Origin of the sequence: Novosphingobium sp. SG720 (genome assembly GCF_012275365.1) — a bacterium.
GTDB lineage: Bacteria > Pseudomonadota > Alphaproteobacteria > Sphingomonadales > Sphingomonadaceae > Novosphingobium > Novosphingobium rhizosphaerae.
Map to the genome: position 1 here is coordinate 426,648 of NZ_JAAZQN010000003.1, position 23,408 is coordinate 450,055.

The window sequence follows — 23,408 nt, forward strand, 5'->3', positions numbered from 1 at the left end:
CGGCCATGAACGAAATGACGACGATTTCGCGCCAGCAGCGCGCCTATTCGCCCGCGGCAGCCGCTTTCCTGGCGCGCAAGCCGCAGCTGTTCATCAACAACGAATGGGTGGACAGCAGCCATGATGCCGTGATCGAGGTGGAAGACCCCTCCAGCGGCAAGATCGTGGGCCATGTGGTCGATGCGTCGGACAAGGACGTGGACCGCGCCGTGGCGGCGGCCCGTGCGGCCTTCGACGATGGGCGCTGGTCGGGCCTGCCCCCGATGGTGCGCGACCGCACGATGAACCGCCTGGCAGACCTGCTGGAAGCCAACGCCGCGCTGTTCGCCGAACTGGAAGCGATCGACAACGGCAAGCCGATGACCATGGCGGGCGCCGTGGATATTCCCGGCGCGATCAGCCAGTTGCGCTTCATGGCCGGCTGGGCCAGCAAGATTTCGGGCGAAACCACGCAGCCCTACACCATGCCCGGCGGCCAGGTGTTCAGCTATACCGTGCGCGAGCCGGTGGGCGTCTGTGCGCAGATCGTGCCGTGGAACTTCCCGCTGCTGATGGCTTCCCTCAAGATCGCGCCGGCGCTCGCGGCGGGCTGCACGCTGGTGCTCAAGCCGGCCGAGCAGACCTCGCTCACCGCGCTCAAGCTCGCTGACCTGGTGGTGGAAGCCGGCTTCCCCGCCGGCGTCATCAACATCATCACCGGCAATGGCCATACCGCCGGCGATCGCATGGTCAAGCATCCTGACGTGGACAAGGTGGCCTTCACCGGATCGACCGAGATCGGCAAGCTGATCAACCGTAACGCCACCGCCAGCATGAAGCGCGTGACGCTGGAACTGGGTGGCAAGAGCCCGGTGGTGGTGATGCCCGATGTGGACGTGGCGCAGGCGGCACCGGGCGCAGCGGGCGCGATCTTCTTCAATTCGGGCCAGGTCTGCGTGGCAGGCTCGCGCCTGTTCGCGCACAAGTCGGTGTTCGACCAGGTGCTGGAAGGCATGGCCGCCACCGCTCCGTTCTGGAGCCCGCGCCCCAGCCTCGATCCCGAAGCGCACATGGGCCCACTGGTGTCCAAGGAACAGCACGAGCGCGTGATGGGCTATATCGAGGCCGGCAAGCGCGATGGCGCCAGCGTGGTGATGGGGGGCGACGTGCCGTCCAGCGATGGCGGCTATTACGTCAACCCCACGATCCTGGCCGACGTGAACCCGCAGATGAGCGTGGTGCGCGAGGAAATCTTCGGCCCGGTGGTGGTTGCACAGCGTTTCGAAGACCTGGACGAAGTGGCGCGCATGGCCAACGACACCTGCTTTGGCCTGGGCGCCGGCATCTGGACCAAGGACGTGGCGGTGATGCACAAGCTGGCCGCGCGCATCAAGTCGGGCACGGTGTGGGGCAATTGCCACGCCATGATCGACACCGCGCTGCCGTTTGGCGGCTACAAGGAATCGGGCCTGGGCCGCGAACAGGGCCGCCAGGGCGTGGAAGCCTATCTCGAAACCAAGACCGTGATTATCCAGCTGTAAGTTACCAAGCTTGTGGTGCCTGCCGCTTTCTGACTCACCCCGGATCAAGTCCGGGGTGACGGGAATGAGGCGGAAACGGCAGGCATCTCAAGCGCCGCAAGGAACCAGTAATGCCCATCGACCTGTCCAAGATCACCGCCATCGACGTGCACGTGCACGCCGAAGTTTCGTGCCACGATCCCGAAGACCCGGTGATGGGCAAGTTCTTCGATGCCGCCTCCAGCTATTTCAAGGCCCCGCGCGAGCGGCCCAAGATGCCCGAGATCGCGCAGATCTATCGCGAGCAGAACATCGCGTTCTGCCTGTTCACGGTGGACTGCGAGAGCGGCATCGGGGCCAAGCGCGTGTCGAACTATGAAATCGCCGAATTCGCTGCGCAAAACGACGACGTGTGCATCCCCTTTGCCTCGATCGATCCGCACAAGGGCAAGTATGGCGCCCGCGAGGCGCGCGACCTGATCGAGAACCACGGCGTCAAGGGTTTCAAGTTCCACCACATCTGCCAGAACATCCACCCGGCGGAGCAGGTCGGCTATGCCATCTATGAAGTGATCAACCACTACAAGCTGCCGGCCATTTTCCACACCGGGCATTCGGGCATGGGCACCGGCATGCGCGGCGGCGGGGGCATCCGCCTGAAGTATGGCCAGCCCATGCTGGTCGACGATGTGGCGGTGGACTTCCCCGACATGAAGATCATCCTGGCGCACCCGTCTTGGCCGTGGGTGGATGAAAGCCTGTCGATGGCGCTGCACAAGGACAATGTGTTCATCGATCTTTCGGGGTGGAGTCCCAAGTATTTCCAGCCGCAGATCATCCAGTACGCCAATACGCAGTTGCGCAAGAAGATGCTGTTCGGCAGCGATTTTCCGCTGATCCGGCCGGACAAGTGGCTCGATGCCGCGCGGCAGGTGGGCTTCCGCGACGACGTGCTGCCCGGGATCATGAAGGACAACGCGGTCAAGCTGCTGGGCCTGGCGTGATCGCCGATCCGCCTTCTGATCCGGCAGACATTCGCGCCTGGCAGCGGCTGGGCGCGGATGTGACGACCTCGGGCCGGCTGGAGCCGCGCGATGTGGCGCGGCTGGCGGCGCTGGGCGTGGGCCATGTGATCAATCTGGCGCTCGAAACCCATCCCGAAGCCCTGGCCGACGAAGGCGCGCGACTGGCAGCGGCGGGCATTGCCTATACCCATATCCCGGTGCCGTTCGATGCGCCCGCCAACGCACATTTCGCCGCGTTTTGCCAGGCGCTGGAGCAGGGGCCGCGCCCGGTGCATGTGCATTGCATCATGAACTGGCGCGTGGCCGCGTTCTTCTATCGCTGGCACCGCGATGTGGCCGGCATGGCCGAACCGCAGGCCCGCGCGCTGATGGCGCAGCAATGGACGCCCGAAGGCTCCGACCGCCCCGAGGCGCAAGTCTGGTCCGATTTCATCGCCGGGAAGGGCGCCTGATGGATTTTGCCGGCCGCCACGTGGTGATCACCGGGGCTTCCACCGGCATCGGCCGCGCCACGGCCGATGTGGTGGTGGCGGGCGGCGGTACCGTCACGCTGATCGCGCGGCGTGCCGGCCTGCTGGAACAAGCGGCGGCCGAATTGGGCTCGCGCGCCGGCTGGGCGGCGGCGGACGTGGCCGACAAGGCGCAACTGCTGGCCGCGCTTGATGATGCGGTGGCCGCACGCGGGCCGATCGATGGCCTGTTCTGCAACGCCGGGATCGGCGGCACGTTCGCAGCGGTGGAAGACTATGCCGACGCAGCGTTCGATGCGGTCCTGGCGGTCAACCTCAAGTCCGTGTTCCATGCCATCGCCCATGTTGCCCCGGCCATGAAGGCGCGGCAGCGCGGCGCGATCCTGGTCACGGGCAGCCTGGCCAGCGAGCGCGGCATGGCGATGAACGCGGCTTATGTCGCATCAAAGCATGCGGTGCTCGGCCTGGCGCGCGGGGTGGCGCTGGAACTCGCGCCGTTCGGCGTGCGCTGCAATTGCGTGGTGCCCGGCTTCATCGAGACGCCGATGCTCGATGCCCTGCCGCCCGACGCTGCCACGGCGATGGCTGCGCGCGTGCCCCAGGGCCGCACCGGCAGCGCCGCCGAACTGGCGCAGGTCGCCGCGTTCCTGCTGTCGGACGCGGCCTCTCACGTTACCGCCCAAAGCTGGGCAGCCGATGGCGGCCTGCTGGGCACGCTGTCGCTTTGAAGGAGACCGACCATGGCCCTTGTCTATTATCACGCCGAACCGGCGGCCAATTCGCTCAAATCGATGATTCCGCTCAAGGAAAAGGGGCTGGATTTCACCAGCCGCTATGTTGACCTGCACAAGTTCGAACAGCACCAGCCCTGGTTCGTGGCGATCAATCCCGAAGGCCAGGTGCCCGTGCTCGATCACGATGGCACGATCATCACCCACACCACGGTGATCAACGAATACCTCGAAGATGCCTTTCCCGATGCTCAGCCCGCCGATGCACCGCTGCGCCCGCGCGATCCGGTGGGCGCAGCGCGCATGCGCTATTGGAACAAGTTCGTGGACGAGCATGTGATGAACCATGTCTCGATGCACGGCTGGCATCGCATGGTCGGGATCATCGCCCGCAATATCGAGAATGGCGAATTCGAAAAGCTGCTGGAAAACATTCCCCTGCCCGACCAGCGCAAGAAATGGGCCACGGCCCGCTCTGGCTTTTCGGACAGCGACCTGGCCAACGCGATGGACAAGATCGCCTATGCCGTGGACAAAGTGGAGCGCCAGCTGGGCGAAACGGAATGGCTGGCTGGCGACACCTATACCCTTGCCGATATCAACTTTTATGCCCATTGCGGCATGATGGTGGAGCGCATGTTCCCCGAACTGGAGATTGCCGCACGCGCGCCGCGCCTGGTGGCCTGGCGCGACCGCATGACCGCGCGGCCCGCCGTGGCGGCCGCGCTTGCCGGCGAGGACCGCACGGCGCCGGGCCTGCGCACCTGGACCGGGCACGCGCGATAACGGAGGATTGCAGGGAATGGCGGGTTTCGTTCTGATCCATGGGTCTTGGCACGGGGGCTGGTGCTTTGACAAAGTGGCCGCGATCCTGACGGCGCGCGGCCATACCGTGGTGGCGCCCACTTTGCCCGGCATGGGCGGCACCGCCGAAGAGATGGCCGCCGTCACGCTGGAAAGCTGGGGGGATTTTGCTGCGCAGCACTGCCGCGATCTCAAGCACAAGCTGGGCGGCGCGCCGGTGGTGCTGGGTGGGCACAGCCGGGGTGGCCTGGTGGTCAGCACGGCGGCAGAACGCCATCCCGATGCGATGGACAGCCTGGTCTATATCTGTGCGATGATGCTGCCGGCGGGGCTTTCCCGCGCCGAATTCAAGGAAATCGTCGGCCCCAATGCGCCGTTCGAGGCGATCATCAAGCCGCTGCACGGCAGCATTGCCACGGTGATCGATCCGGTTGACGATGCCGGGGCGGTGTTTGCGCAGCTTTCCCCGCCCGAAGACGTGGCAGCCGTGCTGCCGCGCCTGCTGGCCGAACCGAGCGAGCCGCGCCGCCAGAAGATCGTGGTCACGCCCGAACGCTGGGGCAGCAAGCCGCGCGTCTATGTGGAATGCACCCAGGACCGCACGATCCCGATCGACAGCCAGCGCAGGATGATCGCCATGTCACCCGGCGCGCACGTGATCACGCTGGAAGCCGACCACAGCCCCTACCTGTCCGTGCCAGAAGCTCTGGCCGACGCGTTGGAAACCGCGATCTGATCCTCCCCCACGGGGAAGGATCAGTCTGCGAAGAAGTTCAATTCTAGCAGCACGTTGTTGGGATCGGCCACGAAAATCTGGCGCAGGCCGATCGCCGCAACGAAATTGTGCCTGGCATCCAGGCCCATGTCCGCAATCCGCTGGTTCACGATGGCGTGTCCCGAACAGTTGAGCGCCACATGGTGGATCGCCCCCGTCACCGTGCCCGGTGTCACCGGCCGGTCATAGGTGCGCGGGCAATCGGTGCTGTTGATGTGCAGCACCGCGCGGCCGCCCTTGTCGTAAAGCCACTGCGCGTTTTGCGGGGTCAGCGGGGGCGGGGCGTCGCGCTGCTCAAGGCCCAGCAGCGCGACATAGAACGCGCAGGTTTCCCCCAGTCGGTCGGTGATGATGTTCACGTGATCGAGGGCATTGACCTGCATGGCGTTTCCTTTCCCGTCAGCTCTTGAATACGACCGTCTTGTTGCCGTTGAGCAGCGCGCGGTCTTCCAGGTGCAGGCGCACCGCTTCGGCCAGCACGCGGCGTTCGATATCGCGGCCCTTGCGCACCAGGTCGTCGGGACGGTCGGCATGAGTCACGGTTTCCACATCCTGATGGATGATCGGCCCTTCGTCGAGGTCTGCCGTCACATAATGCCCGGTGGCGCCGATCATCTTCACCCCGCGCGCGTGCGCCTGGTGATAGGGCTTGGCCCCCTTGAAGCTGGGCAGGAACGAGTGGTGAATGTTGATGCAACGGCCCGACAGGAACTTGGCGAGATCGTCTGACAGGATCTGCATGTAGCGCGCCAGCACGACCAGTTCGGCGCCGGATTCGGTTACGATGCGCTTCACTTCCGCTTCCTGCTGCGGCTTGGTGTCCTTGGTGATCGGCAGGTGGTAATAGGGAATGTCGCCGATCAGCGAGATCGACAGCGCTTCCTTGGGATGGTTGCCCAGAATCGCCACCACGTCCATCGGCAGTTCGCCGATACGTGCGCGGTAGAGCAGGTCGCCCAGGCAGTGGTCGAACTTGCTCACCATCAACACCACGCGGCGCTTTTGCGCGGTGTCGCGCAGGTTCCACGCCATGCCATATTGCTGCGCCACCGGTTCAAGCGCAGCGCGCAGCATTTCTGCGGTCTTTTCGCCCGGATCGAACACCACACGCATGAAAAAGCGGCCAGATTCCTGATCGTCGAACTGTTGCGCCTCCAGCACGTTGGCGCCCTGTTCGTAGAGCGTGCCCGATACGCGGGCGACGATTCCAGGCACGTCGGTGCAGGAAATGGTGAGAATCAGCGGTGCGGCCATGATCAGTGTCTCTCCCGTCGTTGTCTCGCGCCGGCCTGTCGATTTTGCCATTGCGAATCTGATTTGATATTGTATGTGTTGCATACAAATTTCAACCAAGCATTTTTAGTCGGGAGAAGATTGCATGGCCGCGACCAACCTTGACCAGCTGCTGCAGCAAAACGGCGATATCGTCGGCATGCTGCGCAACTCGCAGCTGGGTGCCTATGTCTATCCGGTGGTGGCACCGGAATTTTCCAACTGGCGTTCCGAACAGTGGGCCTGGCAGCACTCTGCCGTGCTGTTCGACCAGTCGCACCACATGGTGAACCTCTACATCCGTGGCAAAGACGCGCTCAAGCTGCTGTCCGACACGATGATCAACAGCCCCAAGGGCTGGGCGGTCAACAAGGCCAAGCAGTATGTGCCCACCACGCCTTATGGCCACGTGATCGGTGACGGCATCATCTTCTGGGAAGAAGAAGAAAGCTTCACGTACGTTGGCCGCGCGCCGGCTTCGAACTGGCTGCGCTACCATGGCGCCACCGGCGGCTATGACGTGGAGATCGAGCTGGACGACCGTTCGCCGATGCGCCCGATGGGCAAGCCGGTCAGCCGCAAGGAATGGCGCTTCCAGATCCAGGGCCCCAACGCCTGGGCCGTGATCGAAAAGCTGCACGGCGGCCCGCTGGAACAGCTCAAGTTCTTCAACATGAGCACCATGAACATTGCCGGCAAGACCGTGCGCACGCTGCGCCACGGCATGTCGGGCGCGCCGGGCCTGGAAATCTGGGGCCCCTATGCCGAGCAGGAAGAAATCCGCGCAGCCATTCTGGAAGCCGGCAAGGAATTCGGCCTGATCGCTTGCGGCAGCCGCGCTTACCCGTCCAACACGCTGGAATCGGGCTGGATCCCCTCGCCGCTGCCGGCGATCTACACCGGCGAAAAGCTCAAGGGCTTCCGCGAATGGCTGGGTGCCGACAGCTATGAAGCAACCGGCTCGATCGGCGGTTCGTTCGTTTCGGACAACATCGAGGACTATTACCTCAACCCCTGGGAACTGGGCTATGGCTCGTTCGTGAAGTTCGATCACGAATTCCACGGCCGCGAAGCGCTCGAGGCGCTCAACCCCGCCGAGCAGCGCAAGAAGGTGACGCTGGCGTGGCACCCCGAAGACATGGCCAAGATCACGGCCTCGCTGTTTAACCCCGATGGGGAGCAGTACAAGTTCTTCGACGTGCCGCTCGCCAACTATGCCTCGTCGAACTATGACCGCGTGGTCGATGCCGGCGGCAAGACCGTGGGCCTCTCGATGTTCACCGGCTATTCCTACAACGAAAAGCAGGCGCTTTCGCTCGCCACGATCGATCCGGAAATCCCGGTCGGCACCGAACTGCGCGTGGTGTGGGGCGAAGAAAACGGCGGCACCAAGAAGACCACCGTGGAACCGCACAAGCAGCTGGAAGTGCGCGCGATCGTTTCGCCCGTACCCTACAGCCGCGTGGCCCGCGAAGCCTACGCCGAAGGCTGGCGCACCGGTCGTTGATGACTTTTCCCCTCCCTGCCTCCGGGCGGGGAGGGGCCACTACCCCAAACGATAACAACACACGTGGGCGAGGGATCAGAGGATGGCATACGCACAGATTCATCCCAATTGGGACAAGGAACCGGCCGGCATCACCGACGGCTATTCGCTGGAAATGACCGCGAAGGACATCGAGTCCTTGCGCGAAGCCGCCCCCCTGATCCCGCCCGAAACGCCCGTGGCCGTCACGTTCCTGCCCGGCGAGGAAGCCGAGGCCCGCATTGCCGCCACCATTGCCGTGCGCGAGCTGGGTTTCGAGCCGATGCCGCACTTTTCGGCGCGGCGGATCATCGACGTGCCCGAATTCGAGGCTTACCTTCAGGCCGTGGTGGAGCGGGCTGGCGTGCGCCGCTGCTTCATCGTGGCGGGCGATCCGCCCGAGCCGCAGGGCCCGTTCTTCGATAGCTCTGCCCTGATCGCCACCGGCGCGTTCGAGCGCGCGGGGATTACCGCGATCGGCATTGGCGGCCACCCCGATGGCCACCCCAACATGAGCGAAGCGGAATGCTGGGCCGTGCTGGACAAGAAAGTGGCCGAGATCAGTGCGCGCGGCATGGCCCCGCTGATCGTCACCCAGTTCGGTTTCGATGCGGATTCGTTCCTCGTCTGGCTGGAAAAGCTGCGCGCGCGCGGCATCGATGCGCCGGTGCGGATCGGCGTGCCTGGCCCGGCCGGGATCAAGCGCCTGCTCTCGTTCGCCGCGCGCTGCGGCGTGGGCGCTTCGGCCAGCGTGATGAAGAAGTACGGCATTTCGCTGGGCAACCTGATCGGCAGTGCGGGGCCCGACAAGCTGGTCGATGCCTTTGCCCGTGGCCTGGGGCCGCAGCATGGCCGCGTGCGGCTGCATTTCTATCCGTTTGGCGGGCTGAAAAAGACCGTGGAATGGATCGAGGACTATCGCCGTCGCCATCCTGCCTGAAGGAGCCTGACATGGCTGATTACGTCCTGGTCCATGGCGCCTGGTGCGGCGCATGGTGCTTCGAACAACTGGCGGGCGAATTGCGCGCTGCCGGCCATCGCGTGGTGGCGGTCGATCTGCCCGGCCTGGGCGCCGATGCGGCGCACTTGCACCCCGGCATTACCCTGAGCGACCATATCGCCCATGTCGAAGCCGAAGTGGCGCGTGCCGGGTTCGATCGCTTCGTGCTGGTCGGGCACAGCTATGGCGGCATGGTGATCACCGGCCTTGCCGCGCGGCTGGGCTCGCGGATCGACACGCTGGTCTATGTCGATGCGTTCCTGCCCGGTGATGGCCAGTCCTTGTGGGACCTGACCGGCGATTGGGAACACGCGCACTATATCGACGGGCAGAAGCACACGCCCGGCGCGATTGCGCCACTCCCCGGCTTTGCCGATCCGCGCCTCACGCCGCATCCCTTGCTGACGCTGGTGGAGGCGGTGCGCCTGACGGGCGAGGAAGCCCAGGTGCCGCGCCGCATCTATATCTTCGCCACCGGCTGGCAGCCCACGCCCTTTGCCCGCTTTGCCCAGGCGGTGCGCCAGGACCCCGCGTGGGAATACCGCGAGGTGGGCGGCGGCCATTTCGTGATGGCCGACGCGCCAGAGGACTTGCGCACGATCGTGCTGGGCGCCGCAGCAGGCTGAGCGGCCAGCGCCACGCTCAAAGCCCGGCGAGTTCGTTCTGCGCGGCATCGAGCGCGGCCGCGATGGTATCCACCAGCCGGTCGATTTCCGCATGGGTGATAACCAGCGGCGGGCTCATCACGATGGTGTCGCGCACCGCGCGCACCATCAGCCCGCGCGCGATGCAATGGTCGCGCACGATCGGGGCGGCCTGGCCGCCTTTCCCGTGCCGACGGTTCGTGCCCTTTTCCGCCACGATCTCTACCGCGCCGATCAGGCCGAGCGAGCGCGCCTCGCCCACCAGCGGGTGCGGGGCAAGGCGTTCTGCCAGGGCCGCGGCCAGATAGGGCCCGGTGTCCCGTGCGGTGCGGCCGACCAGGTCTTCGCGCTCGATGATGTCCAGGTTGCGCAGCGCCACGGCCGCGCAGACCGGGTGGCCGGAATAAGTATAGCCGTGGGTGAACTCCTCGCCCGAGGCGCGCAGCGTTTCCACGATTTCGCGGCTGACCCCGGTGGCCGAGATCGGCAGGTAGCCCGATGACAGCCCCTTGGCCATCGAGACGATATCGGGGGTAAAGCCGAAGTGCTGGAAGCCGAACCAGGCGCCCAGGCGGCCAAAGCCGCAGATCACTTCATCGGACACCAGCAGGATGCCGTACTTGCGGCAGATCGCCTCCACCTTGTGCCAATAAGTGGGCGGGGGAATGATCACGCCGCCCGCGCCCTGCACCGGCTCGCCGATGAAGGCGGCGACGTTTTCAGGGCCGATGGCCAGGATGCGTTCCTCGATCGCGGCGGCGGCGCGGGTGGCAAAGCTTTCCGGGTCTTCGCCAAAGCCTTCACCGAAGGCATAGGGCTGCATCACGTGCTCCACGCCGGGGATCGGCATGCCGCCTTGCACATGCATGAAATCCATGCCGCCCAGGCTGGCCGAGGCCACGGTGGAGCCGTGATAGGCATTGCGCCGGCTGATGAACACGGTGCGCTTGGGCTGCCCCTTGAGCGCCCAATAGGTGCGCACCAGGCGGAACACGGTATCGTTGGATTCCGAGCCGCTGTTGTTGAAGAATACGTGCTGCAGTTCGCCACCCAGCAGGCCGGCCAGGCGCGCGGCCAGTTCGATCGGCGGCGGCGTGGCGGTGCGGAAGAAGGTGTTGTAGAACGGCAGTTCCAGCATCTGCGCGCGCGCCACGTCGGCCAGTTCATCGCGACCATAGCCCACGTTCACGCACCACAGCCCGGCCATGCCATCGAGCAGGGAATGCCCTTCGCCATCGGTGATCGTGCAGCCCTGTGCATGGGTGATCACGCGGCTGCCGCCCAATTGCTGTTGCAGGGCATAGCTCGATTGGGCAGGCAGGTGGTGGGCCACGTCAAGCTGGCGCAAGGTGGCGATATCGTGGTTGCGAACGATGGTCATGACGTGATCCCGAATTTGTCCCACCCGTGTATTCTAAGATCACAGATACGGTTGCCCTTTGGGCTCGTCAAACGAAAACCCTTGGCGCGGCCGCGCAAAAGGTTCATCACGGGTGCAAACGGCTGGGCCTGATCCAAGATCACGGTTTCGCAGACAGGCCCCAGCGGCATGAAGAACCGCCATCACGAAGACAGGTTGATTTGGAAAAGACAGGCATGAAGATCGGCGCCACCACGGCAAAGGGCCAGGCAAAGGCGGCAACGGGCAAGGCAGCCGCGAGCAAGCCTGCAACGCCCAAGGGCGTGGCCAAGGCGCCCGTGGCCCGCGTAGCGCGCGCGACCAAGGCGGCCGGTGCCAAAGCCGCGGCGGCCAAGGCGGACGAGGGCGAAGTGACCTCCTCGCTGCGCGAACAGGTCTATGAAGACCTGCGCTATCGCCTGATCACCGGCAAGATCGCGCCGGGCGTGGGCATTTCCACGCGCGGCCTGGCCCAGCAAATGGGCGTGAGCCAGATGCCGGTGCGCGATGCGCTCAGCCGCATCGCGGCCGAAGGGGCGGTGGACATCCGATCCAAGCGCGCGGTGATGGTGCCCAAGATGACGCTGGAGCGCTTTGACGAGATCATGCGCCTGCGCACCTTGCTCGAACCCGTCGCCGCCGTGGCCGCCCTGCCGCACATCGATGCCGAGCGCCTGCGCGATATTCGCGCGGCCGACGAGGCGACCGACGCCGCGCTGGGCGAAGGCGACGTGAACGCCTACATGGAATCGAACTTCCGCTTCCACTCGCTGATCTATGGCGCGGCGCCGATGCCGCTGGCCAACCGCATGATCGAAAGCCTGTGGATGCAGTTCGGCCCGTTCATGCGCGTGGTCTATGGCCGCTATGGCACCGCCGCGATGGTCGATCACCACCAGGCCGCGGCCAAGGCCATCGCCAAGGGCGATGCGCAGGGGCTGCACGACGCCATCGCCGGCGACATCGGCGATTGCGCAGACCTGATGCAGGACTGGGACCGGCTGAACCTCTGATGGCTCGCAAACACGCCAAGCGCGGCGGCTGGGCTGACGAACCCGAAGCCGCCGAAGATGAAGCCCCGCCACCCGTCCCCTGCTGGCTCTGCGGCCGGCCCACCGGCAGCACCATCGTGTGGCACCACCCCGTGCCCAAAAGCCGCGGCGGCCGCGACGTGGTGCCGATGCACGGCATCTGCCAGCAGACCCTGACCGCCAACTTCACCAACTCCGAACTGCAACGAGCGGGGCTGGATGTCGACGTGCTGCTGGCCCACCCGCCGATCCGCAAGTTCGTGGACTGGGTGGCGAACAAGGACCCGGACTTTACCGCGAGTGTGACCAAGAAGGGGCGGTGAGGGGGTAGGACGCCGTTTTTATTATTCTCGTTTCGGACCAAGTGGCCGTTTTAAAGGCTTTTGCTCTTTTTTGTTTCTGATTATGTCTACCGCTTGGGGGCGCGTGCTCGCGCCTTGGACGGGGGCATCATGATTCATTGTACTGATCTTGGCGTAAAGCGCCATGGACGGCGCTTTGCGGCGGCCATTCTCGTTTCCTTGATGGCCCCGGCAATTTTGCCGCAGGCAGCCCATGCGCAAATGCCGCCATTGCAGCCGGCACCGCCGGCAGACAAGTTTGCCGCGCTCGACGCCGCAGACCGCGAGGCGGAGGCGAAAGCCGTTTGGCAGGAGATCGGCCGCGTTGCGCAAGTGGGGCCGCGCCAGATCGCCTTGCTCGACCAGGGTACGCTCAACCTCCCCGCAGGGCAGGTTTTCGTTCCGGCGTCCACGGCCAATCGCTTGATGGCTGTGCTGGGCAATCGCACGCTGGATTCGCGATTTGGCCTCATTCTTCCCGCCAATGGGAAGGACAACTGGATCATCGATATCGTCTGGGCCAAGGAAGGCTATGTCAAGGACGGCGATGCCAAGGAATGGGAGCCGGACGCCCTGCTGGAGAGCCTGAAGGCGGGCACCGAGGAAGACAACAAGGGCCGGCAGGCGCGCGGCATGCCTGCTCTGGACATCACCGGGTGGGTGCAGCAGCCGGTCTACGATGGCGCTCGTCACCAACTGGTCTGGTCCATTGCCGCGCATGATCGCGGCACGTCCGATGGGGGACCAGAGACGATCAACTACAACACCTATGCCCTTGGCCGGGAAGGCTTCTTTACGCTCAATCTCCTGACCGATTCGACCGCTGTGGCGGCGGACAAGAGCGCGGTTCAGTCCGATCTGGCCGGGTTGTCGTTCAACCCCGGAAAGCGCTACGAGGACTTTGACTCGTCGACCGACAAGGTTGCCGCCTTTGGCCTGGCCGGCCTGATCGGTGCCGTCGCGATCAAGAAGATGGGTCTGCTCGCGGTCATCGGCGTCTTCCTGCTCAAGATCTGGAAGTTGGTCCTCTTTGTCGTGCTGGGCGGGTGGGCCGCATTGCGCCGCCGCATCGCGCGCCTGTTCGGCCGGAAGGAGGACGAGGACCCGTTTGCCGAATATGTGACGGCAGAGCCTGATCCCTCCGAGCCTGCCGCACCGGAAGGTGCCGTCGCGCCCGATCCCGAGCCGGCCGTTGTGCTGACCAAGTCGCCGGAAGAGGCAAGGCCTGTGGCATGATCAAGTTGCTGGCGCTTGTTTTTGGCGTCTTCAAGCTGGGCAAACTGGGCGGCACCGCGATCACCATGATCGTGTCGCTGGGATTGTATGCGCTGGCGTTCGGCTGGCGCTATGCTGCGGGCTTCATCGGCCTCATCTTTGTCCATGAAATGGGCCATTATCTGGCGGCGCGCTACAAGGGTTTGGCGGTGGGTGCCCCCACGTTCATCCCATTTGTCGGCGCGTGGATCGAACTGAAAGAGCAGCCGATGAATGCCCAGGTAGAGGCATTCGTCGGGCTGGCGGGGCCTTTTCTGGGGACTGTCGGAGCGGCGGTTTGCTATTTCCTGGCGCGCGAGAACGGCAGCCCGGTTTTGATGGCGGTGGCCTACTCGGGATTTTTCCTGAACTTTTTCAATCTCATTCCGCTATCGCCACTGGATGGCGGACGCATTACCGGGATTTTGGGGCCAAGGGTCTGGTTCGTAGGGGTGCCGATCATGCTGGGCATGCTGTTCTATCATCCCAGCCCGCTCTTGGTGATGATCGCGATCATGGCCGTTCCTGCGCTCAAAAAGGCCTGGCACTTCGATCCCGAAGACCCGGAGAACCAAGCCTATTACGGCATTCCGGCCGAAACGAAGTTTGAATATGCGGCGCTCTATCTCGGCTTGCTGGCCTATGTTGCGGTAATGACCAGCATGGTGCACGAGGAGCTGGGCGGCTTGCCCTGAACGAACGGGGTGCAGGGGCGACATGCCCCTGTGTTTTCCTTTTTTTCTTCAAGCCTTTTGCCAGGCTTCGCACCACCCCCAACCCCCTCCTCTGAAGAGGAGGGGGCTTTTGGCAGCCTCCCGCCTTATCCCAGCAATTCGCCCACCGCGCGCCAGGCTTGGTCGATGGCGCTGTCGGTGTAGGCGGCGCGGCCGCTGTCGGAGTTGGCGATGGTGATCGCGCCGAAGCGTTGGCGGGCGATTTTGTGGGGGGCTTGTGGGTCGTCGTCCTGGTGCTTGTCCCACAGGGCGTTGAATTCGGGGGCATAGCCGTGGGGCCAGCGGTTCACCGTGATGGCCGCGATGTCCTTGTCCGCGTCAAAGCCATAGGGGCCCATGGCGCGGGTGAGCAGGTCGTGGATGCGGGTTTCGAACAGGGCGAGATCGGTGCCGAGCAGTTCCATGCGGCCGGCGCGGCTCTGGTCGTGTTCGGGCAGGCCGGGCTGGTGGGGGATGCCGGTCAGGTGCAGCAGGATGGGATCGTCGGGCGATTTCGGCCCGGCATAGCCGCCCAGGGTCACGGCGTGATCGAGGTTGGCGCTCTGGAACCAGGCTTGCGGGAACTGGATGCCGCTGATCCCGGCCTTGGCAAAGGCGCGCCAGTTGTCGAGCGCGACGCTGACATAGACCAGCGGTTCCTTGACCAGTTCGTGCAGCGCTTCCTTTTGCGCGGCGGGCATGCTGGGCACGAGGTAGGGGATGATCATGTTGTAGCAGGCCATGACCACGTGGCGCGCGGCCACCTTGTGCACTTTGCCGGCGTGGGAATAGACCACGTCTGCCCCGGCCTGGGCGCGGTTCACGGCGTGGACGGCCATGCTGGAGAGGCGCAGGCGCACGGCGTTTTCGGGACGGTCGAGCGCGGCATAGTTGGCCGGGGCAAGGATTGATTGCTCCACCGTCAGGCCCGGCGCCATGAAGCCGGGGATCAGGTCGGCCACCAGGCGGCGGGCGATCGTGGCGTTGCCATCGGGGAAGTGGAAATCATAGCTGCCGCCGGTGCTGGCAAAGCCGCGCGGGGTATAGCCCATGCGCATGGTGCCGCCCGGTTCCAGCTTCAGGCCCTTGAAGCCGGGGAAGAAACCCGTGCCCCAGGCATCGAGCGCGCAGATGCCGTCGGCGCCCACGCACCACCAGCCGAGCGGGCGGTTCTGGTAGAACAGCATGGCTTCTTCGGACAGGCCACCATGCTTGATCAGGTAATCGCGATAGCTGATGGTGGAAAGGTAATCCTTGCGCTCGGCCATCGGCATGGCGCCGAGCGGATCGGTCTCGCCTGATTCCAGCGCGGCGATCTGCGCGCGGGCGGCGGGGGAAAGCGGCGCCTTGGCCAGCGCTTCACCCAGCGGGGCATCGTCGGGCAGGGGGATCAGCGCATCGGCGCCAAAGCTTTCCTTGTCGAAGAACACCGCGCGGCCCAGCTTCACGCCGGCCAGCATGCCTTCGTCGGCCTCTGCCCCGCCATAGGCCTTGGCCAGCGCGGGCACGTCGATCCCCATGCGCTTCAACAGGCCATCGGCCACCTTGCTGTAGGGCGTGGGGCTTTCGATGCCGGCGGTGCCGCCGTTCATCAGCAGGGTGTGGCCGCGCACCTTGAATTCGTTGCGCTTGGCATGGCCGCCGAAATCGTCGTGGTTTTCCAGGATCAGGATCTTGGCGGCCGGGTTGCGATCACGGTAGAACAGCGCAGCGGAAAGCCCGCTGATGCCCCCGCCCACCACCACCAGGTCATAGCTTTCGTGCGCCGGGCCGGCCAATGCCTGACCCACCGCCTGGCCATCGCGCAGGGCGTGCGCCACTTCGAACGAGCCGGGGTGCGATCCGCGCATGCCGGTGCGCAGCGGCGGGTAATAACCGCCTGGTTCCCCCGGATGCGCGGGCAAGGGGGCGGCGGGCACACCGGGCTTGGGCGCCTCGGCCTTGGGCAGGGTGGCAACGGCGGGAGCGGCCATGGCGGTGGCGGCCGTGGCCGAACCGGTTTTCACGAATGTGCGGCGCGTCAGCCTTCCGCCGGGATTGCCTTCGGATGCCATTTTGATCACCTATGATGAAAGGCTTTACCTGCATCCTGTGATCACATATCGTGCGCAAAAGCAATGCCCGATATCGAACCGGGCCAACCATGAGGGCACCCATGCAAGCAACCCCTTCAAGGCGCGGATTTTTGGCCGGCCTTGGCACGGCTGCGGTCGGCATCACCTTTTCGGGGCTGGCGGGATGCAAGAAGCATCCATCGCAGATGGTCAATTTCTACAACTGGGATACCTACGTCGGCAAGAACACGCTGTCGGGCTTTGAAAAGGCCAGCGGCATCGGCGTGAACATGAGCCTCTATTCCAACAACGACGAGCTGTTTGCCAAGCTGCGCGGCGGCAATCCCGGCTATGACGTGGTGGTGCCGGCCAACGATTTCGTGCAGCGCATGGCCAAGGCCAACATGCTCATGCCGCTCGACCACGCCAAGATTCCCAACATGAAGAACATCCTGCCACGGTTCCAGGATGCACCGTTCGATCCCGGCCGCAAATATGCCATGCCCTATACCTGGCTGGTGCTGGGCATCGGCTATCGCAAGTCCAAAATCCAGGGTGTGCCCGACAGCTGGAAATGGGTGCTGGATTCGCCGCAGTACAAAGGCCGCATCGCCGTGCTGTCCGACGCGGCGGATCTGTGCCGGCTGACCGAGATCTACCTGGGCGCCGACATGAACACGTTCGACAAGGGCGCCTTGGTCAAAGTGCAGGACCTGCTGATCCGCCAGAAGGGCAACATCGCCACGTTCCATGACGACAACGGGCAGGACCTGCTGCTGTCGGGCGATTGCGACATCGTGATCGAATACAACGGCGACATTGCCCAGGTGATGCGCGAGGACAAGGACCTCGCTTTCGTGGTGCCCAAGGAAGGCAGCATCCTGCAATCCGACCAGCTGTGCATTCCCACCGGCGCGCCCAATCCCGATGCCGCGCACGCGTTCATCAACTACCTGCTGAGCGCGGAGGCGGGCGCCGACATTTCGCGCACCATCCGCTATCCCACGCCCAATGGCGCCGCGCTGGCGCAGATGGACGCCGAATATCGCGACAATCCGGCGATCTTCCCGCCCGAAGCGGCGCTGGCCAAGTGCCAATACGCCAACTACCTGGGCGAGGATGCCTATCGCGCGTTCCAGGACGTGATCACTCGCGTGCGCGCGGCGTAAGGGGTAGCATTCTCCCCCTCCTCTTCAGAGGAGGGGGTCGGGGGGGAAGCCTTGAACGCCGCTTGAGGCCCAGCACCACCCCCAACCCCCTCCTCTGAAGAAGAGGGGGCTTCAAGTCTCTTATTCAACCGGCTTTTCCGGGTCATAGACCACGTAGAACTTCTGGTATCCGGTGGAATCCCACTTGCCGATCCAGCCCTTGGGGATGGAGACCGAATCCCCGGCCTTCACCTCCAGCACGGTGCCATCGGCCGAAGTGAGCGTGACGCCGCCCGAGAGGAACACCATGAATTCGTTCACCGGATAGCCTTCGCCGGTGAAGCTGTCGTGGTTGGGGCCGGCCACGGCATAGGCGCCACTCATGAACTTCTTGTCGGCCGAATGCAGCTGCGGCAGGTCTGACACGGCCACGCCGCCTTCGCTGCTGTGGTGCGCGGCGCTGCCGGCGAGGGCCGCAGTCACCGCGCTGCTGGCGAGCTTGGCCGGCTTGGCGATGCTGGCCGCGCCAGTATCGGCCAGGGCGGCAGGGATGGGCAGGGCAAGGCCCAGGCACAGCGCCAGGGCAAGTTTGGGGATCGGGCGCATCGGACGGTCTCCTGTGGCAAGATACTGCGATCTCAATCGCGGGTGCCGGCGCCGCCGTCAACTGCCCAGGTGGCCGCAGCCGGTGCGATCTGACGACGTTCGGTGCATCTGGTGCACCGTTTCATTCGTGCTATGATGCGATCGCACAACCGACGACATGCAGGCATATGGGGGCATCGTGCCAAACGAAACTGCTTCGGGCGATTTCCTGTCGGGCAAGGCCATTCCGCCCTTTGCCGCCCTGCGCGCGTTTGAAGTGGTGGGCCGCGTGGGCGGGGTGCGGCGTGCCGCGGCGCTGCTGCGGCTGGACCATACGGTGGTCAGCCGGCACCTCAAGGCGTTGGAGGAATGGCTGGGCGTGATGCTAGTGGATCGCCAGGGCGGGCGGCTGACGCTGACCGAGGCGGGGCAGGCCTATCACGCGCGGGTTTCGGCCGCGATGCTCGATGTGGTTTCCGCCACGCGCGAGATCATGGCCCAGGGGCAGATCCACGACTTGCGCCTGTGGTGCGTGCCCGGCTTTGCCACGCAATGGCTTTCCGCCCAGATCGCCGCGTTCGAACAGAACGGGCCGGGTTTCCAGGTGGAACTGCGTCCCACCGATCGCCCGGCCAACCTGATCCAGTTCGAAGCGGACGTGGACATCCGCTTTTACGGCGACGAATGGCTGCCGCAGCCGGGCGGGCCGGGGTTGCATACGCTGGTGCTGGCGCGGCCGCCGCTGCTAGTGGTGGCCAGCCCGGCACTGGCCGCCAGCCTTTCCGGCATTTCCGGGGTGGCAGACCTGTTGGCGGCGCCGCTGCTGCATGAAGAGCATCACGAGCAGTGGCGGTTCTGGCTGCGTGGCAATGGCTTGGATGTGGGGCAGCAGGCCTTGCCTGGCGCGCTCTTGTGGCATGCCCATCTTGCGCTGGCGGCGGCGCGCGCCGGGCGTGGGCTGGCGCTGGCCAACCGCTACCTGGTGGCAGAAGACCTCGCCAGCGGGGCCTTGGTGGAATTGGCGGTGCCCGGTGCCACGGCGGTGGCAATCGGGTCTTATTGCATGGTGACGCGTGCCGATCGGGCCAACAATCCGGCGATCGCACAACTGCGCCGGTTCCTGCGCGAACGGGTGGAATAAGGCTGTGGTGCATGGCCTGCACCATGCCAGGCCGCTTTTCCCCCTCCCGCCGCAGGCCGCGCTTTATCAAAGCATGACTTGAAAACAATTCACGGCATTGCCCCAGGCAGCCGACCATGCAGGAGCGTTTCATGGCCAGCCAGACCCAGCCTTTTGCCTCGCTCGATCCGGCCAGCATGGACGGCGTGGACCTTGACCACTTCTGGATGCCGTTCACCAACAACCGGTTCTTCAAGCAGAACCCGCGCCTGTTCGTGGCGTCGAAGGACATGCACTATACCACGGCCGATGGGCGCCAGGTGCTGGACGCCACGGCCGGTCTGTGGTGCGTGAACGCCGGGCATGGCCGCGCCGCGATCACGGCGGCGATCGCCGAGGCGGCCGCCACGCTCGATTTCGCGCCCACGTTCCAGTTGGGGCACCCGCTGCCGTTTCGCCTAGCGAGCGAAGTGGCGCGGATCATGCCGGCGGGGATGGACCGGGTGTTCTTCACCAATTCCGGTTCGGAAAGCGCCGATACCGCGCTGAAAATGGCGCTGGCCTATCACCATGCGCGCGGGGACCACACGCGGTTCCGCCTGATCGGGCGGCAGCGTGGCTATCACGGCACCAATTTCGGCGGGCTTTCGGTGGGCGGCATTGGCGGCAACCGGCGCCGTTTCGTCAGCCAGGTGTGGGGGGTGGACCATCTCTCGCACACCCAGGGCCAGGCCGTGCGGTTTCAGCGCGGGATGCAGCCGGGCAATGGCGGCTTGGCGGAGGAACTGGAAGAACTGGTGGCGCTGCACGGCCCCGAAACGATTGCCGCCGTGATCGTGGAGCCGGTGGCCGGCTCCACCGGGGTGCTGGTGCCGCCGCAGGGCTATCTCCAGGCGCTGCGCGATATCACGCGCAAGCATGGCATCCTGCTGATCTTCGACGAAGTGATCACCGGCTTTGGCCGCCTGGGCACGGCCACGGCGGCCGAATATTTCGGCGTGACGCCCGATATCATCACCACGGCCAAGGGGCTGACCAACGGCACCGTGCCGATGGGCGCGGTGATCGCCAGCCGCGAGGTGCACGACACCGTGGTGAACGGCAGCCCGGAAGGCATCGAGTTCTACCACGGCTATACTTATTCCGGCCATCCCGTGGCGGCGGCGGCGGGCCTGGCCACCTTGCAGCTCTATCGCGAGGAAGGGCTGTTCGAAAACGCCGCGGCGCTCTCTGCGCAGTGGGAAGCGGCGGCGCATAGCCTGGCCGATTGCCCGCATGTGATCGACATTCGCAATCTGGGCCTGGTGGCGGGCATCGAACTGGCCCCGCGCGCGGGGGCGCCGGGCGCGCGGGCGATGGAAGCCTTCCACCGCGCGTTCGACGCCGGGCTGCTGATCCGCGTGACCGGAGACATCATTGCGCTCTCGCCGCCGCTGATGATCACGGCCCCGCAGATCGACACGATCTTTGCCATGCTGCGCGAGATCCTGACCGACCTGGCCTGAGGCCCATGGCACGCGACCGCCTCCCCCCGCTCAAGGCCCTGGAAGGGTTCGAGGCGGCCGCGCGGCTGGGCAGCTTTGCCGCCGCCGCGCAGGAACTGGGGCTGACGCAATCGGCGATCAGCCACCAGGTGCGCAACCTGGAAGAGGCGCTGGGCCATGCCCTGTTCCGCCGGGTCTATCGTCAGGTGGTGCTGACCGACGCGGGCCGCGATTTCCACCGCACGGTGCGCGACATGCTCAAGGTGCTGCGCGGCGGGGTCAGCCGGCTGGCACCCTATCGCAAGGCCAATTCGGTGATCGTCTATGCCGATGCGGGCTTTGCCGGCTGCTGGTTGCAACCCCGGCTGGGGCGGCTGATGGCCGATCTGCCGGGCATGGACCTGTGGCTCGACAGCCGGGGCCTGGCCGTGGATTTCGACACGACCGAGCTGGACATCTTCCTGACCGACGCGCCCGATGGCGGGGACACCGGCTTGCCCGAGGAAGTGCTGCTGCGCCTGGACCACGCCGTCTATGCCGCGCCGACCCTGGCGCAAGCGGGCGCGGCATTCCTCGATGGCGGGCCTCCGGTGCCGCTGCTGCACGATGAAGGCCCGGTGGATTGGGCGGGCTGGTTTGCGCATTGCGGGCTGGCGATGCCCGGCGGCGATGCCTTGATCGCCGGGCCGACGTTTACCGCCGTGCCCGGCCTGCTCGGCGCCGCAGCCGACGGATTGGGCCTGGCCCTGGCCGCGCAGGCCTATGCCGCGCCCTGGGTGGCGCGAGGCGAACTGGTGCCCGTGAGTGACCGCGTGTGGCCGGGGGCGGCGCAATTGACCATGGTGGTGCGCGCCAAGGGGCGGGGCGATGTGCACGTGCACGCCTTGGCCGACTGGCTGCGCGCGGAAGGGGGATTTCCGGTGGGGAGTTGGGGTTAGCTGCCTTGGTCACCGCCGACGAAGGAACGGACTTAAAATGTTGTTTAGCGGCCGTTCCTTGCAGGTGGCATTTGCCCTGCGTTATAGATGCGACTTCGGAGGGCAGGACATTGCTCGCTTATTTCAAACGTGTGGGTTTAGCGCTTGGCGGAGTTATTGGGGCAGTCCTGACCGGCATCGCCCTGGAGAGCTACGTCGGGATACCTTTCGCAACGACATACCGCATTGCATGCGCTGTTGCGTGCCTCGTGCTCATCTTCAAGCTAGGAAAGGATTATCCTGGGGAAAGATGGCCCCGCTCCGCGTTTTTTATTTGCCTGATCGTGAACGTCCTATTGTTTTTTACACCTATTATGGACCGCCGCCCCTCTCGCGGAGAGCTTATGATCTTTGCGCTACCCGACGTTATTATCGTCTTGATGATACTCATTGCGTCGAAAAAGGCTGTTGATGTTCATCAGCGTGCCGTTCGTCAGCAGATGATCCTGGGTCTGATTGTAGCCTTATTATTTTGCTCAGCGCTCTATTCTCTGATAATTTTTAATCCGGACCACTAAAGGCCTGATCACGGCATGGCTGGTTATGGGCGCCAACCGCCCATCTGCCTCCGCCCAAGCGCTCTATGCCAGCCAGTCGGGCGGTGAGGCCGTCACCGCTTCGGCCAGCCAGGCGCGGAAGCGGGCGATGGGTTGGGCGTCCCACATGTCGGCGCGGGCGGTGAAGTAATAGGCGCCCGGCGCGCAAGCGGCGAAGGTGGGGTTGCCCGCGCCCAGTTCCACCAGGCGGCCGCTTTGCAGGTGTTCGGCTGCCAGGAAGCCGTTGGTGATTGCCACGCCCTGGCCATCGGCGGCGGCGGCCAGGGTCATGTGCGCCTGCCACAGCCGGGCCGAGACCGGCGGCTGCGCCTGCCCTAGGCCCTGTGCGGTAAACCAGGCGCGCCATTCGGCGTCTGAATCCTCGTGCAGCAGGGGTAGGGCGAGCAGGTCTTGCGGCGTGGCCACGGCTGCGTCTTTCAGCCAGAGTGCATCGGCGCGGGCCACGGGAAACAGGCGGGGGCGCACCACGGCCTGGCGCATCAGGTTGCGCGGCGTGGCCAGGCCCGGCGCATCGTCGAGATACCAGCGAATATCCCCATGCGCCTCGCGCCGGGACAGATCGGGCGGGCTGTCGCTGGGCCGCAAGTCCAGCGCCATGCCGGGGTGGCGGCGGCCGAAACCGGGCAGCTTGGGGGTGAGCCACAAGTAGGCGAGGCCGGCCACCGACCATACATCCAGCCGCCCGCCATGCTGCCCCCGCGCCTGGCTGGTGGCGGTGCACAATTGGTCGAACGCCGGGCCGATCAGCGCGTGATAGCTTTCGCCTGCCGGGGTCAAGCCGCCGTGCTGGCGATCGACCAGCATCACGCCCAGCCAGTCTTCCAGGGCACGCAAGTGACGGCTGACGATGGCGTGGCTTACCCCCAGCGCGGTGGCCGTGCGGCGTACCCCGCCGTGGCGGCCGAACGCCTCGAACGCGCGCAAGGCGGCAAAGGGGGGCAAGTGGGGGCGGTCTGGCATGGTTGTGGTAACCCTTGGTCACCATCTGGGTAGCATTAGT

Annotated in this window: 24 protein-coding genes; 18 read left to right on the forward strand and 6 right to left on the reverse strand. The window is 65.2% G+C overall.

Going from position 1 to position 23,408, the window contains the following annotated elements:
- Nucleotides 1–5 precede the first annotated feature (5 nt).
- From FHW94_RS14235 to FHW94_RS14260, 6 genes are all read left to right on the forward strand, one after another.
- Nucleotides 6–1,520 carry an aldehyde dehydrogenase family protein gene (locus FHW94_RS14235; protein ID WP_246866133.1) on the forward strand — a complete coding sequence of 505 codons (1,515 nt, stop codon included), beginning with the start codon at nucleotides 6–8 and terminating at the stop codon, nucleotides 1,518–1,520.
- Nucleotides 1,521–1,630: 110 nt separating this feature from the next.
- Nucleotides 1,631–2,503 (forward strand): amidohydrolase family protein, encoded by an 873-nt coding sequence (locus tag FHW94_RS14240; protein ID WP_210425665.1) that lies wholly within the window; start codon nucleotides 1,631–1,633, stop codon nucleotides 2,501–2,503.
- Nucleotides 2,500–2,976 (forward strand): sulfur transferase domain-containing protein, encoded by a 477-nt coding sequence (locus tag FHW94_RS14245; protein ID WP_349237522.1) that lies wholly within the window; start codon nucleotides 2,500–2,502, stop codon nucleotides 2,974–2,976. The genes FHW94_RS14240 and FHW94_RS14245 overlap by 4 nt, the downstream gene beginning before the upstream one ends.
- Nucleotides 2,976–3,722 (forward strand): SDR family NAD(P)-dependent oxidoreductase, encoded by a 747-nt coding sequence (locus tag FHW94_RS14250; RefSeq protein WP_168556477.1) that lies wholly within the window; start codon nucleotides 2,976–2,978, stop codon nucleotides 3,720–3,722. Before FHW94_RS14245 ends, FHW94_RS14250 begins: the two co-directional genes overlap by 1 nt.
- Before the next feature lie 12 nt (nucleotides 3,723–3,734).
- Nucleotides 3,735–4,511 (forward strand): glutathione S-transferase family protein, encoded by a 777-nt coding sequence (locus FHW94_RS14255; protein ID WP_168556478.1) that lies wholly within the window; start codon nucleotides 3,735–3,737, stop codon nucleotides 4,509–4,511.
- A gap of 16 nt (nucleotides 4,512–4,527) precedes the next feature.
- Entirely contained in the window at nucleotides 4,528–5,265 is a 738-nt protein-coding gene (locus FHW94_RS14260; RefSeq protein WP_168556479.1) for an alpha/beta fold hydrolase, read from the forward strand.
- 20 nt (nucleotides 5,266–5,285) lie between these two features.
- Here the strand turns inward: FHW94_RS14260 and FHW94_RS14265 are convergent, their stop codons facing one another.
- Nucleotides 5,286–5,687, reverse strand: a complete 402-nt coding sequence (locus FHW94_RS14265; RefSeq protein WP_168556480.1) for a VOC family protein — start codon at nucleotides 5,685–5,687, stop codon at nucleotides 5,286–5,288.
- Nucleotides 5,688–5,703: 16 nt separating this feature from the next.
- Entirely contained in the window at nucleotides 5,704–6,558 is an 855-nt protein-coding gene (purU, locus tag FHW94_RS14270; RefSeq protein ID WP_168556481.1) for a formyltetrahydrofolate deformylase, read from the reverse strand.
- Nucleotides 6,559–6,682: 124 nt separating this feature from the next.
- Between purU and FHW94_RS14275 the strand changes: the two genes are divergently transcribed.
- From FHW94_RS14275 to FHW94_RS14285, 3 genes are all read left to right on the forward strand, one after another.
- Nucleotides 6,683–8,083, forward strand: a complete 1,401-nt coding sequence (locus FHW94_RS14275) for an aminomethyl transferase family protein (protein ID WP_168556482.1) — start codon at nucleotides 6,683–6,685, stop codon at nucleotides 8,081–8,083.
- A gap of 82 nt (nucleotides 8,084–8,165) precedes the next feature.
- Nucleotides 8,166–9,041: a methylenetetrahydrofolate reductase gene (locus FHW94_RS14280; protein ID WP_168556483.1), complete on the forward strand. Its 876-nt coding sequence runs from the start codon at nucleotides 8,166–8,168 to the stop codon at nucleotides 9,039–9,041.
- Between the two features lie 11 nt (nucleotides 9,042–9,052).
- On the forward strand, nucleotides 9,053–9,727 hold the full coding sequence (locus FHW94_RS14285) for an alpha/beta fold hydrolase (protein ID WP_168556484.1): 675 nt from the start codon (nucleotides 9,053–9,055) through the stop codon (nucleotides 9,725–9,727).
- Between the two features lie 16 nt (nucleotides 9,728–9,743).
- Here the strand turns inward: FHW94_RS14285 and FHW94_RS14290 are convergent, their stop codons facing one another.
- Complete coding sequence (locus tag FHW94_RS14290) at nucleotides 9,744–11,126, reverse strand: aminotransferase (protein ID WP_168556485.1); 1,383 nt, start codon at nucleotides 11,124–11,126, stop codon at nucleotides 9,744–9,746.
- Nucleotides 11,127–11,341: 215 nt separating this feature from the next.
- Here FHW94_RS14290 and FHW94_RS14295 point away from each other — a divergent pair, with 215 nt between their 5' ends.
- The 4 genes from FHW94_RS14295 to FHW94_RS14310 all read left to right on the forward strand — a co-directional run bounded on the left by FHW94_RS14295 (nucleotide 11,342) and on the right by FHW94_RS14310 (nucleotide 14,465).
- Entirely contained in the window at nucleotides 11,342–12,157 is an 816-nt protein-coding gene (locus FHW94_RS14295; RefSeq protein ID WP_168556486.1) for a GntR family transcriptional regulator, read from the forward strand.
- Entirely contained in the window at nucleotides 12,157–12,498 is a 342-nt protein-coding gene (locus FHW94_RS14300; RefSeq protein WP_168556487.1) for a hypothetical protein, read from the forward strand. The genes FHW94_RS14295 and FHW94_RS14300 overlap by 1 nt, the downstream gene beginning before the upstream one ends.
- Nucleotides 12,499–12,738: 240 nt before the next feature.
- Nucleotides 12,739–13,752, forward strand: a complete 1,014-nt coding sequence (locus FHW94_RS14305) for a DUF2167 domain-containing protein (RefSeq protein ID WP_246866134.1) — start codon at nucleotides 12,739–12,741, stop codon at nucleotides 13,750–13,752.
- Nucleotides 13,749–14,465 carry a site-2 protease family protein gene (locus tag FHW94_RS14310; protein WP_168556489.1) on the forward strand — a complete coding sequence of 239 codons (717 nt, stop codon included), beginning with the start codon at nucleotides 13,749–13,751 and terminating at the stop codon, nucleotides 14,463–14,465. The genes FHW94_RS14305 and FHW94_RS14310 overlap by 4 nt, the downstream gene beginning before the upstream one ends.
- Nucleotides 14,466–14,590: 125 nt before the next feature.
- Here FHW94_RS14310 and FHW94_RS14315 read toward each other — a convergent pair whose 3' ends face one another.
- Nucleotides 14,591–16,537: an FAD/NAD(P)-binding protein gene (locus FHW94_RS14315; protein WP_168556490.1), complete on the reverse strand. Its 1,947-nt coding sequence runs from the start codon at nucleotides 16,535–16,537 to the stop codon at nucleotides 14,591–14,593.
- Nucleotides 16,538–16,638: 101 nt separating this feature from the next.
- Here FHW94_RS14315 and FHW94_RS14320 point away from each other — a divergent pair, with 101 nt between their 5' ends.
- Nucleotides 16,639–17,706, forward strand: a complete 1,068-nt coding sequence (locus tag FHW94_RS14320; protein WP_168556491.1) for a spermidine/putrescine ABC transporter substrate-binding protein — start codon at nucleotides 16,639–16,641, stop codon at nucleotides 17,704–17,706.
- Nucleotides 17,707–17,826: 120 nt separating this feature from the next.
- Here FHW94_RS14320 and FHW94_RS23055 read toward each other — a convergent pair whose 3' ends face one another.
- Entirely contained in the window at nucleotides 17,827–18,291 is a 465-nt protein-coding gene (locus tag FHW94_RS23055) for a cupin domain-containing protein (protein WP_210425666.1), read from the reverse strand.
- A gap of 178 nt (nucleotides 18,292–18,469) precedes the next feature.
- Here FHW94_RS23055 and FHW94_RS14330 point away from each other — a divergent pair, with 178 nt between their 5' ends.
- From FHW94_RS14330 to FHW94_RS14345, 4 genes are all read left to right on the forward strand, one after another.
- Complete coding sequence (locus FHW94_RS14330; RefSeq protein WP_248290579.1) at nucleotides 18,470–19,411, forward strand: LysR substrate-binding domain-containing protein; 942 nt, start codon at nucleotides 18,470–18,472, stop codon at nucleotides 19,409–19,411.
- A gap of 131 nt (nucleotides 19,412–19,542) precedes the next feature.
- Complete coding sequence (locus FHW94_RS14335; RefSeq protein ID WP_246866135.1) at nucleotides 19,543–20,895, forward strand: aspartate aminotransferase family protein; 1,353 nt, start codon at nucleotides 19,543–19,545, stop codon at nucleotides 20,893–20,895.
- A 5-nt stretch (nucleotides 20,896–20,900) separates the two neighbouring features.
- The gene (locus tag FHW94_RS14340) at nucleotides 20,901–21,812 is read left to right on the forward strand and encodes a LysR family transcriptional regulator (RefSeq protein ID WP_168556493.1); all 912 of its coding nucleotides are present in this window, start codon (nucleotides 20,901–20,903) and stop codon (nucleotides 21,810–21,812) included.
- 110 nt (nucleotides 21,813–21,922) lie between these two features.
- Nucleotides 21,923–22,369: a hypothetical protein gene (locus FHW94_RS14345; RefSeq protein ID WP_168556494.1), complete on the forward strand. Its 447-nt coding sequence runs from the start codon at nucleotides 21,923–21,925 to the stop codon at nucleotides 22,367–22,369.
- 63 nt (nucleotides 22,370–22,432) lie between these two features.
- Here FHW94_RS14345 and FHW94_RS14350 read toward each other — a convergent pair whose 3' ends face one another.
- Nucleotides 22,433–23,368: a LysR substrate-binding domain-containing protein gene (locus FHW94_RS14350; RefSeq protein WP_168556495.1), complete on the reverse strand. Its 936-nt coding sequence runs from the start codon at nucleotides 23,366–23,368 to the stop codon at nucleotides 22,433–22,435.
- Nucleotides 23,369–23,408: the final 40 nt, after the last annotated feature.

Bases quoted from the DNA above. Each gene is read 5' to 3' on its own strand.
- FHW94_RS14235 (WP_246866133.1), top strand. From the start codon at position 6: ATGAACGAAATGACGACGATTTCGCGCCAGCAGCGCGCCTATTCGCCC.
- FHW94_RS14240 (WP_210425665.1), top strand. From the start codon at position 1,631: ATGCCCATCGACCTGTCCAAGATCACCGCCATCGACGTGCACGTGCAC.
- FHW94_RS14250 (WP_168556477.1), top strand. From the start codon at position 2,976: ATGGATTTTGCCGGCCGCCACGTGGTGATCACCGGGGCTTCCACCGGC.
- FHW94_RS14255 (WP_168556478.1), top strand. From the start codon at position 3,735: ATGGCCCTTGTCTATTATCACGCCGAACCGGCGGCCAATTCGCTCAAA.
- FHW94_RS14260 (WP_168556479.1), top strand. From the start codon at position 4,528: ATGGCGGGTTTCGTTCTGATCCATGGGTCTTGGCACGGGGGCTGGTGC.
- FHW94_RS14265 (WP_168556480.1), bottom strand. From the start codon at position 5,687: ATGCAGGTCAATGCCCTCGATCACGTGAACATCATCACCGACCGACTG.
- purU (WP_168556481.1), bottom strand. From the start codon at position 6,558: ATGGCCGCACCGCTGATTCTCACCATTTCCTGCACCGACGTGCCTGGA.
- FHW94_RS14275 (WP_168556482.1), top strand. From the start codon at position 6,683: ATGGCCGCGACCAACCTTGACCAGCTGCTGCAGCAAAACGGCGATATC.
- FHW94_RS14280 (WP_168556483.1), top strand. From the start codon at position 8,166: ATGGCATACGCACAGATTCATCCCAATTGGGACAAGGAACCGGCCGGC.
- FHW94_RS14285 (WP_168556484.1), top strand. From the start codon at position 9,053: ATGGCTGATTACGTCCTGGTCCATGGCGCCTGGTGCGGCGCATGGTGC.
- FHW94_RS14290 (WP_168556485.1), bottom strand. From the start codon at position 11,126: ATGACCATCGTTCGCAACCACGATATCGCCACCTTGCGCCAGCTTGAC.
- FHW94_RS14295 (WP_168556486.1), top strand. From the start codon at position 11,342: ATGAAGATCGGCGCCACCACGGCAAAGGGCCAGGCAAAGGCGGCAACG.
- FHW94_RS14300 (WP_168556487.1), top strand. From the start codon at position 12,157: ATGGCTCGCAAACACGCCAAGCGCGGCGGCTGGGCTGACGAACCCGAA.
- FHW94_RS14305 (WP_246866134.1), top strand. From the start codon at position 12,739: ATGCCGCCATTGCAGCCGGCACCGCCGGCAGACAAGTTTGCCGCGCTC.
- FHW94_RS14310 (WP_168556489.1), top strand. From the start codon at position 13,749: ATGATCAAGTTGCTGGCGCTTGTTTTTGGCGTCTTCAAGCTGGGCAAA.
- FHW94_RS14315 (WP_168556490.1), bottom strand. From the start codon at position 16,537: ATGGCATCCGAAGGCAATCCCGGCGGAAGGCTGACGCGCCGCACATTC.
- FHW94_RS14320 (WP_168556491.1), top strand. From the start codon at position 16,639: ATGCAAGCAACCCCTTCAAGGCGCGGATTTTTGGCCGGCCTTGGCACG.
- FHW94_RS23055 (WP_210425666.1), bottom strand. From the start codon at position 18,291: ATGCGCCCGATCCCCAAACTTGCCCTGGCGCTGTGCCTGGGCCTTGCC.
- FHW94_RS14335 (WP_246866135.1), top strand. From the start codon at position 19,543: ATGGCCAGCCAGACCCAGCCTTTTGCCTCGCTCGATCCGGCCAGCATG.
- FHW94_RS14340 (WP_168556493.1), top strand. From the start codon at position 20,901: ATGGCACGCGACCGCCTCCCCCCGCTCAAGGCCCTGGAAGGGTTCGAG.
- FHW94_RS14350 (WP_168556495.1), bottom strand. From the start codon at position 23,368: ATGCCAGACCGCCCCCACTTGCCCCCCTTTGCCGCCTTGCGCGCGTTC.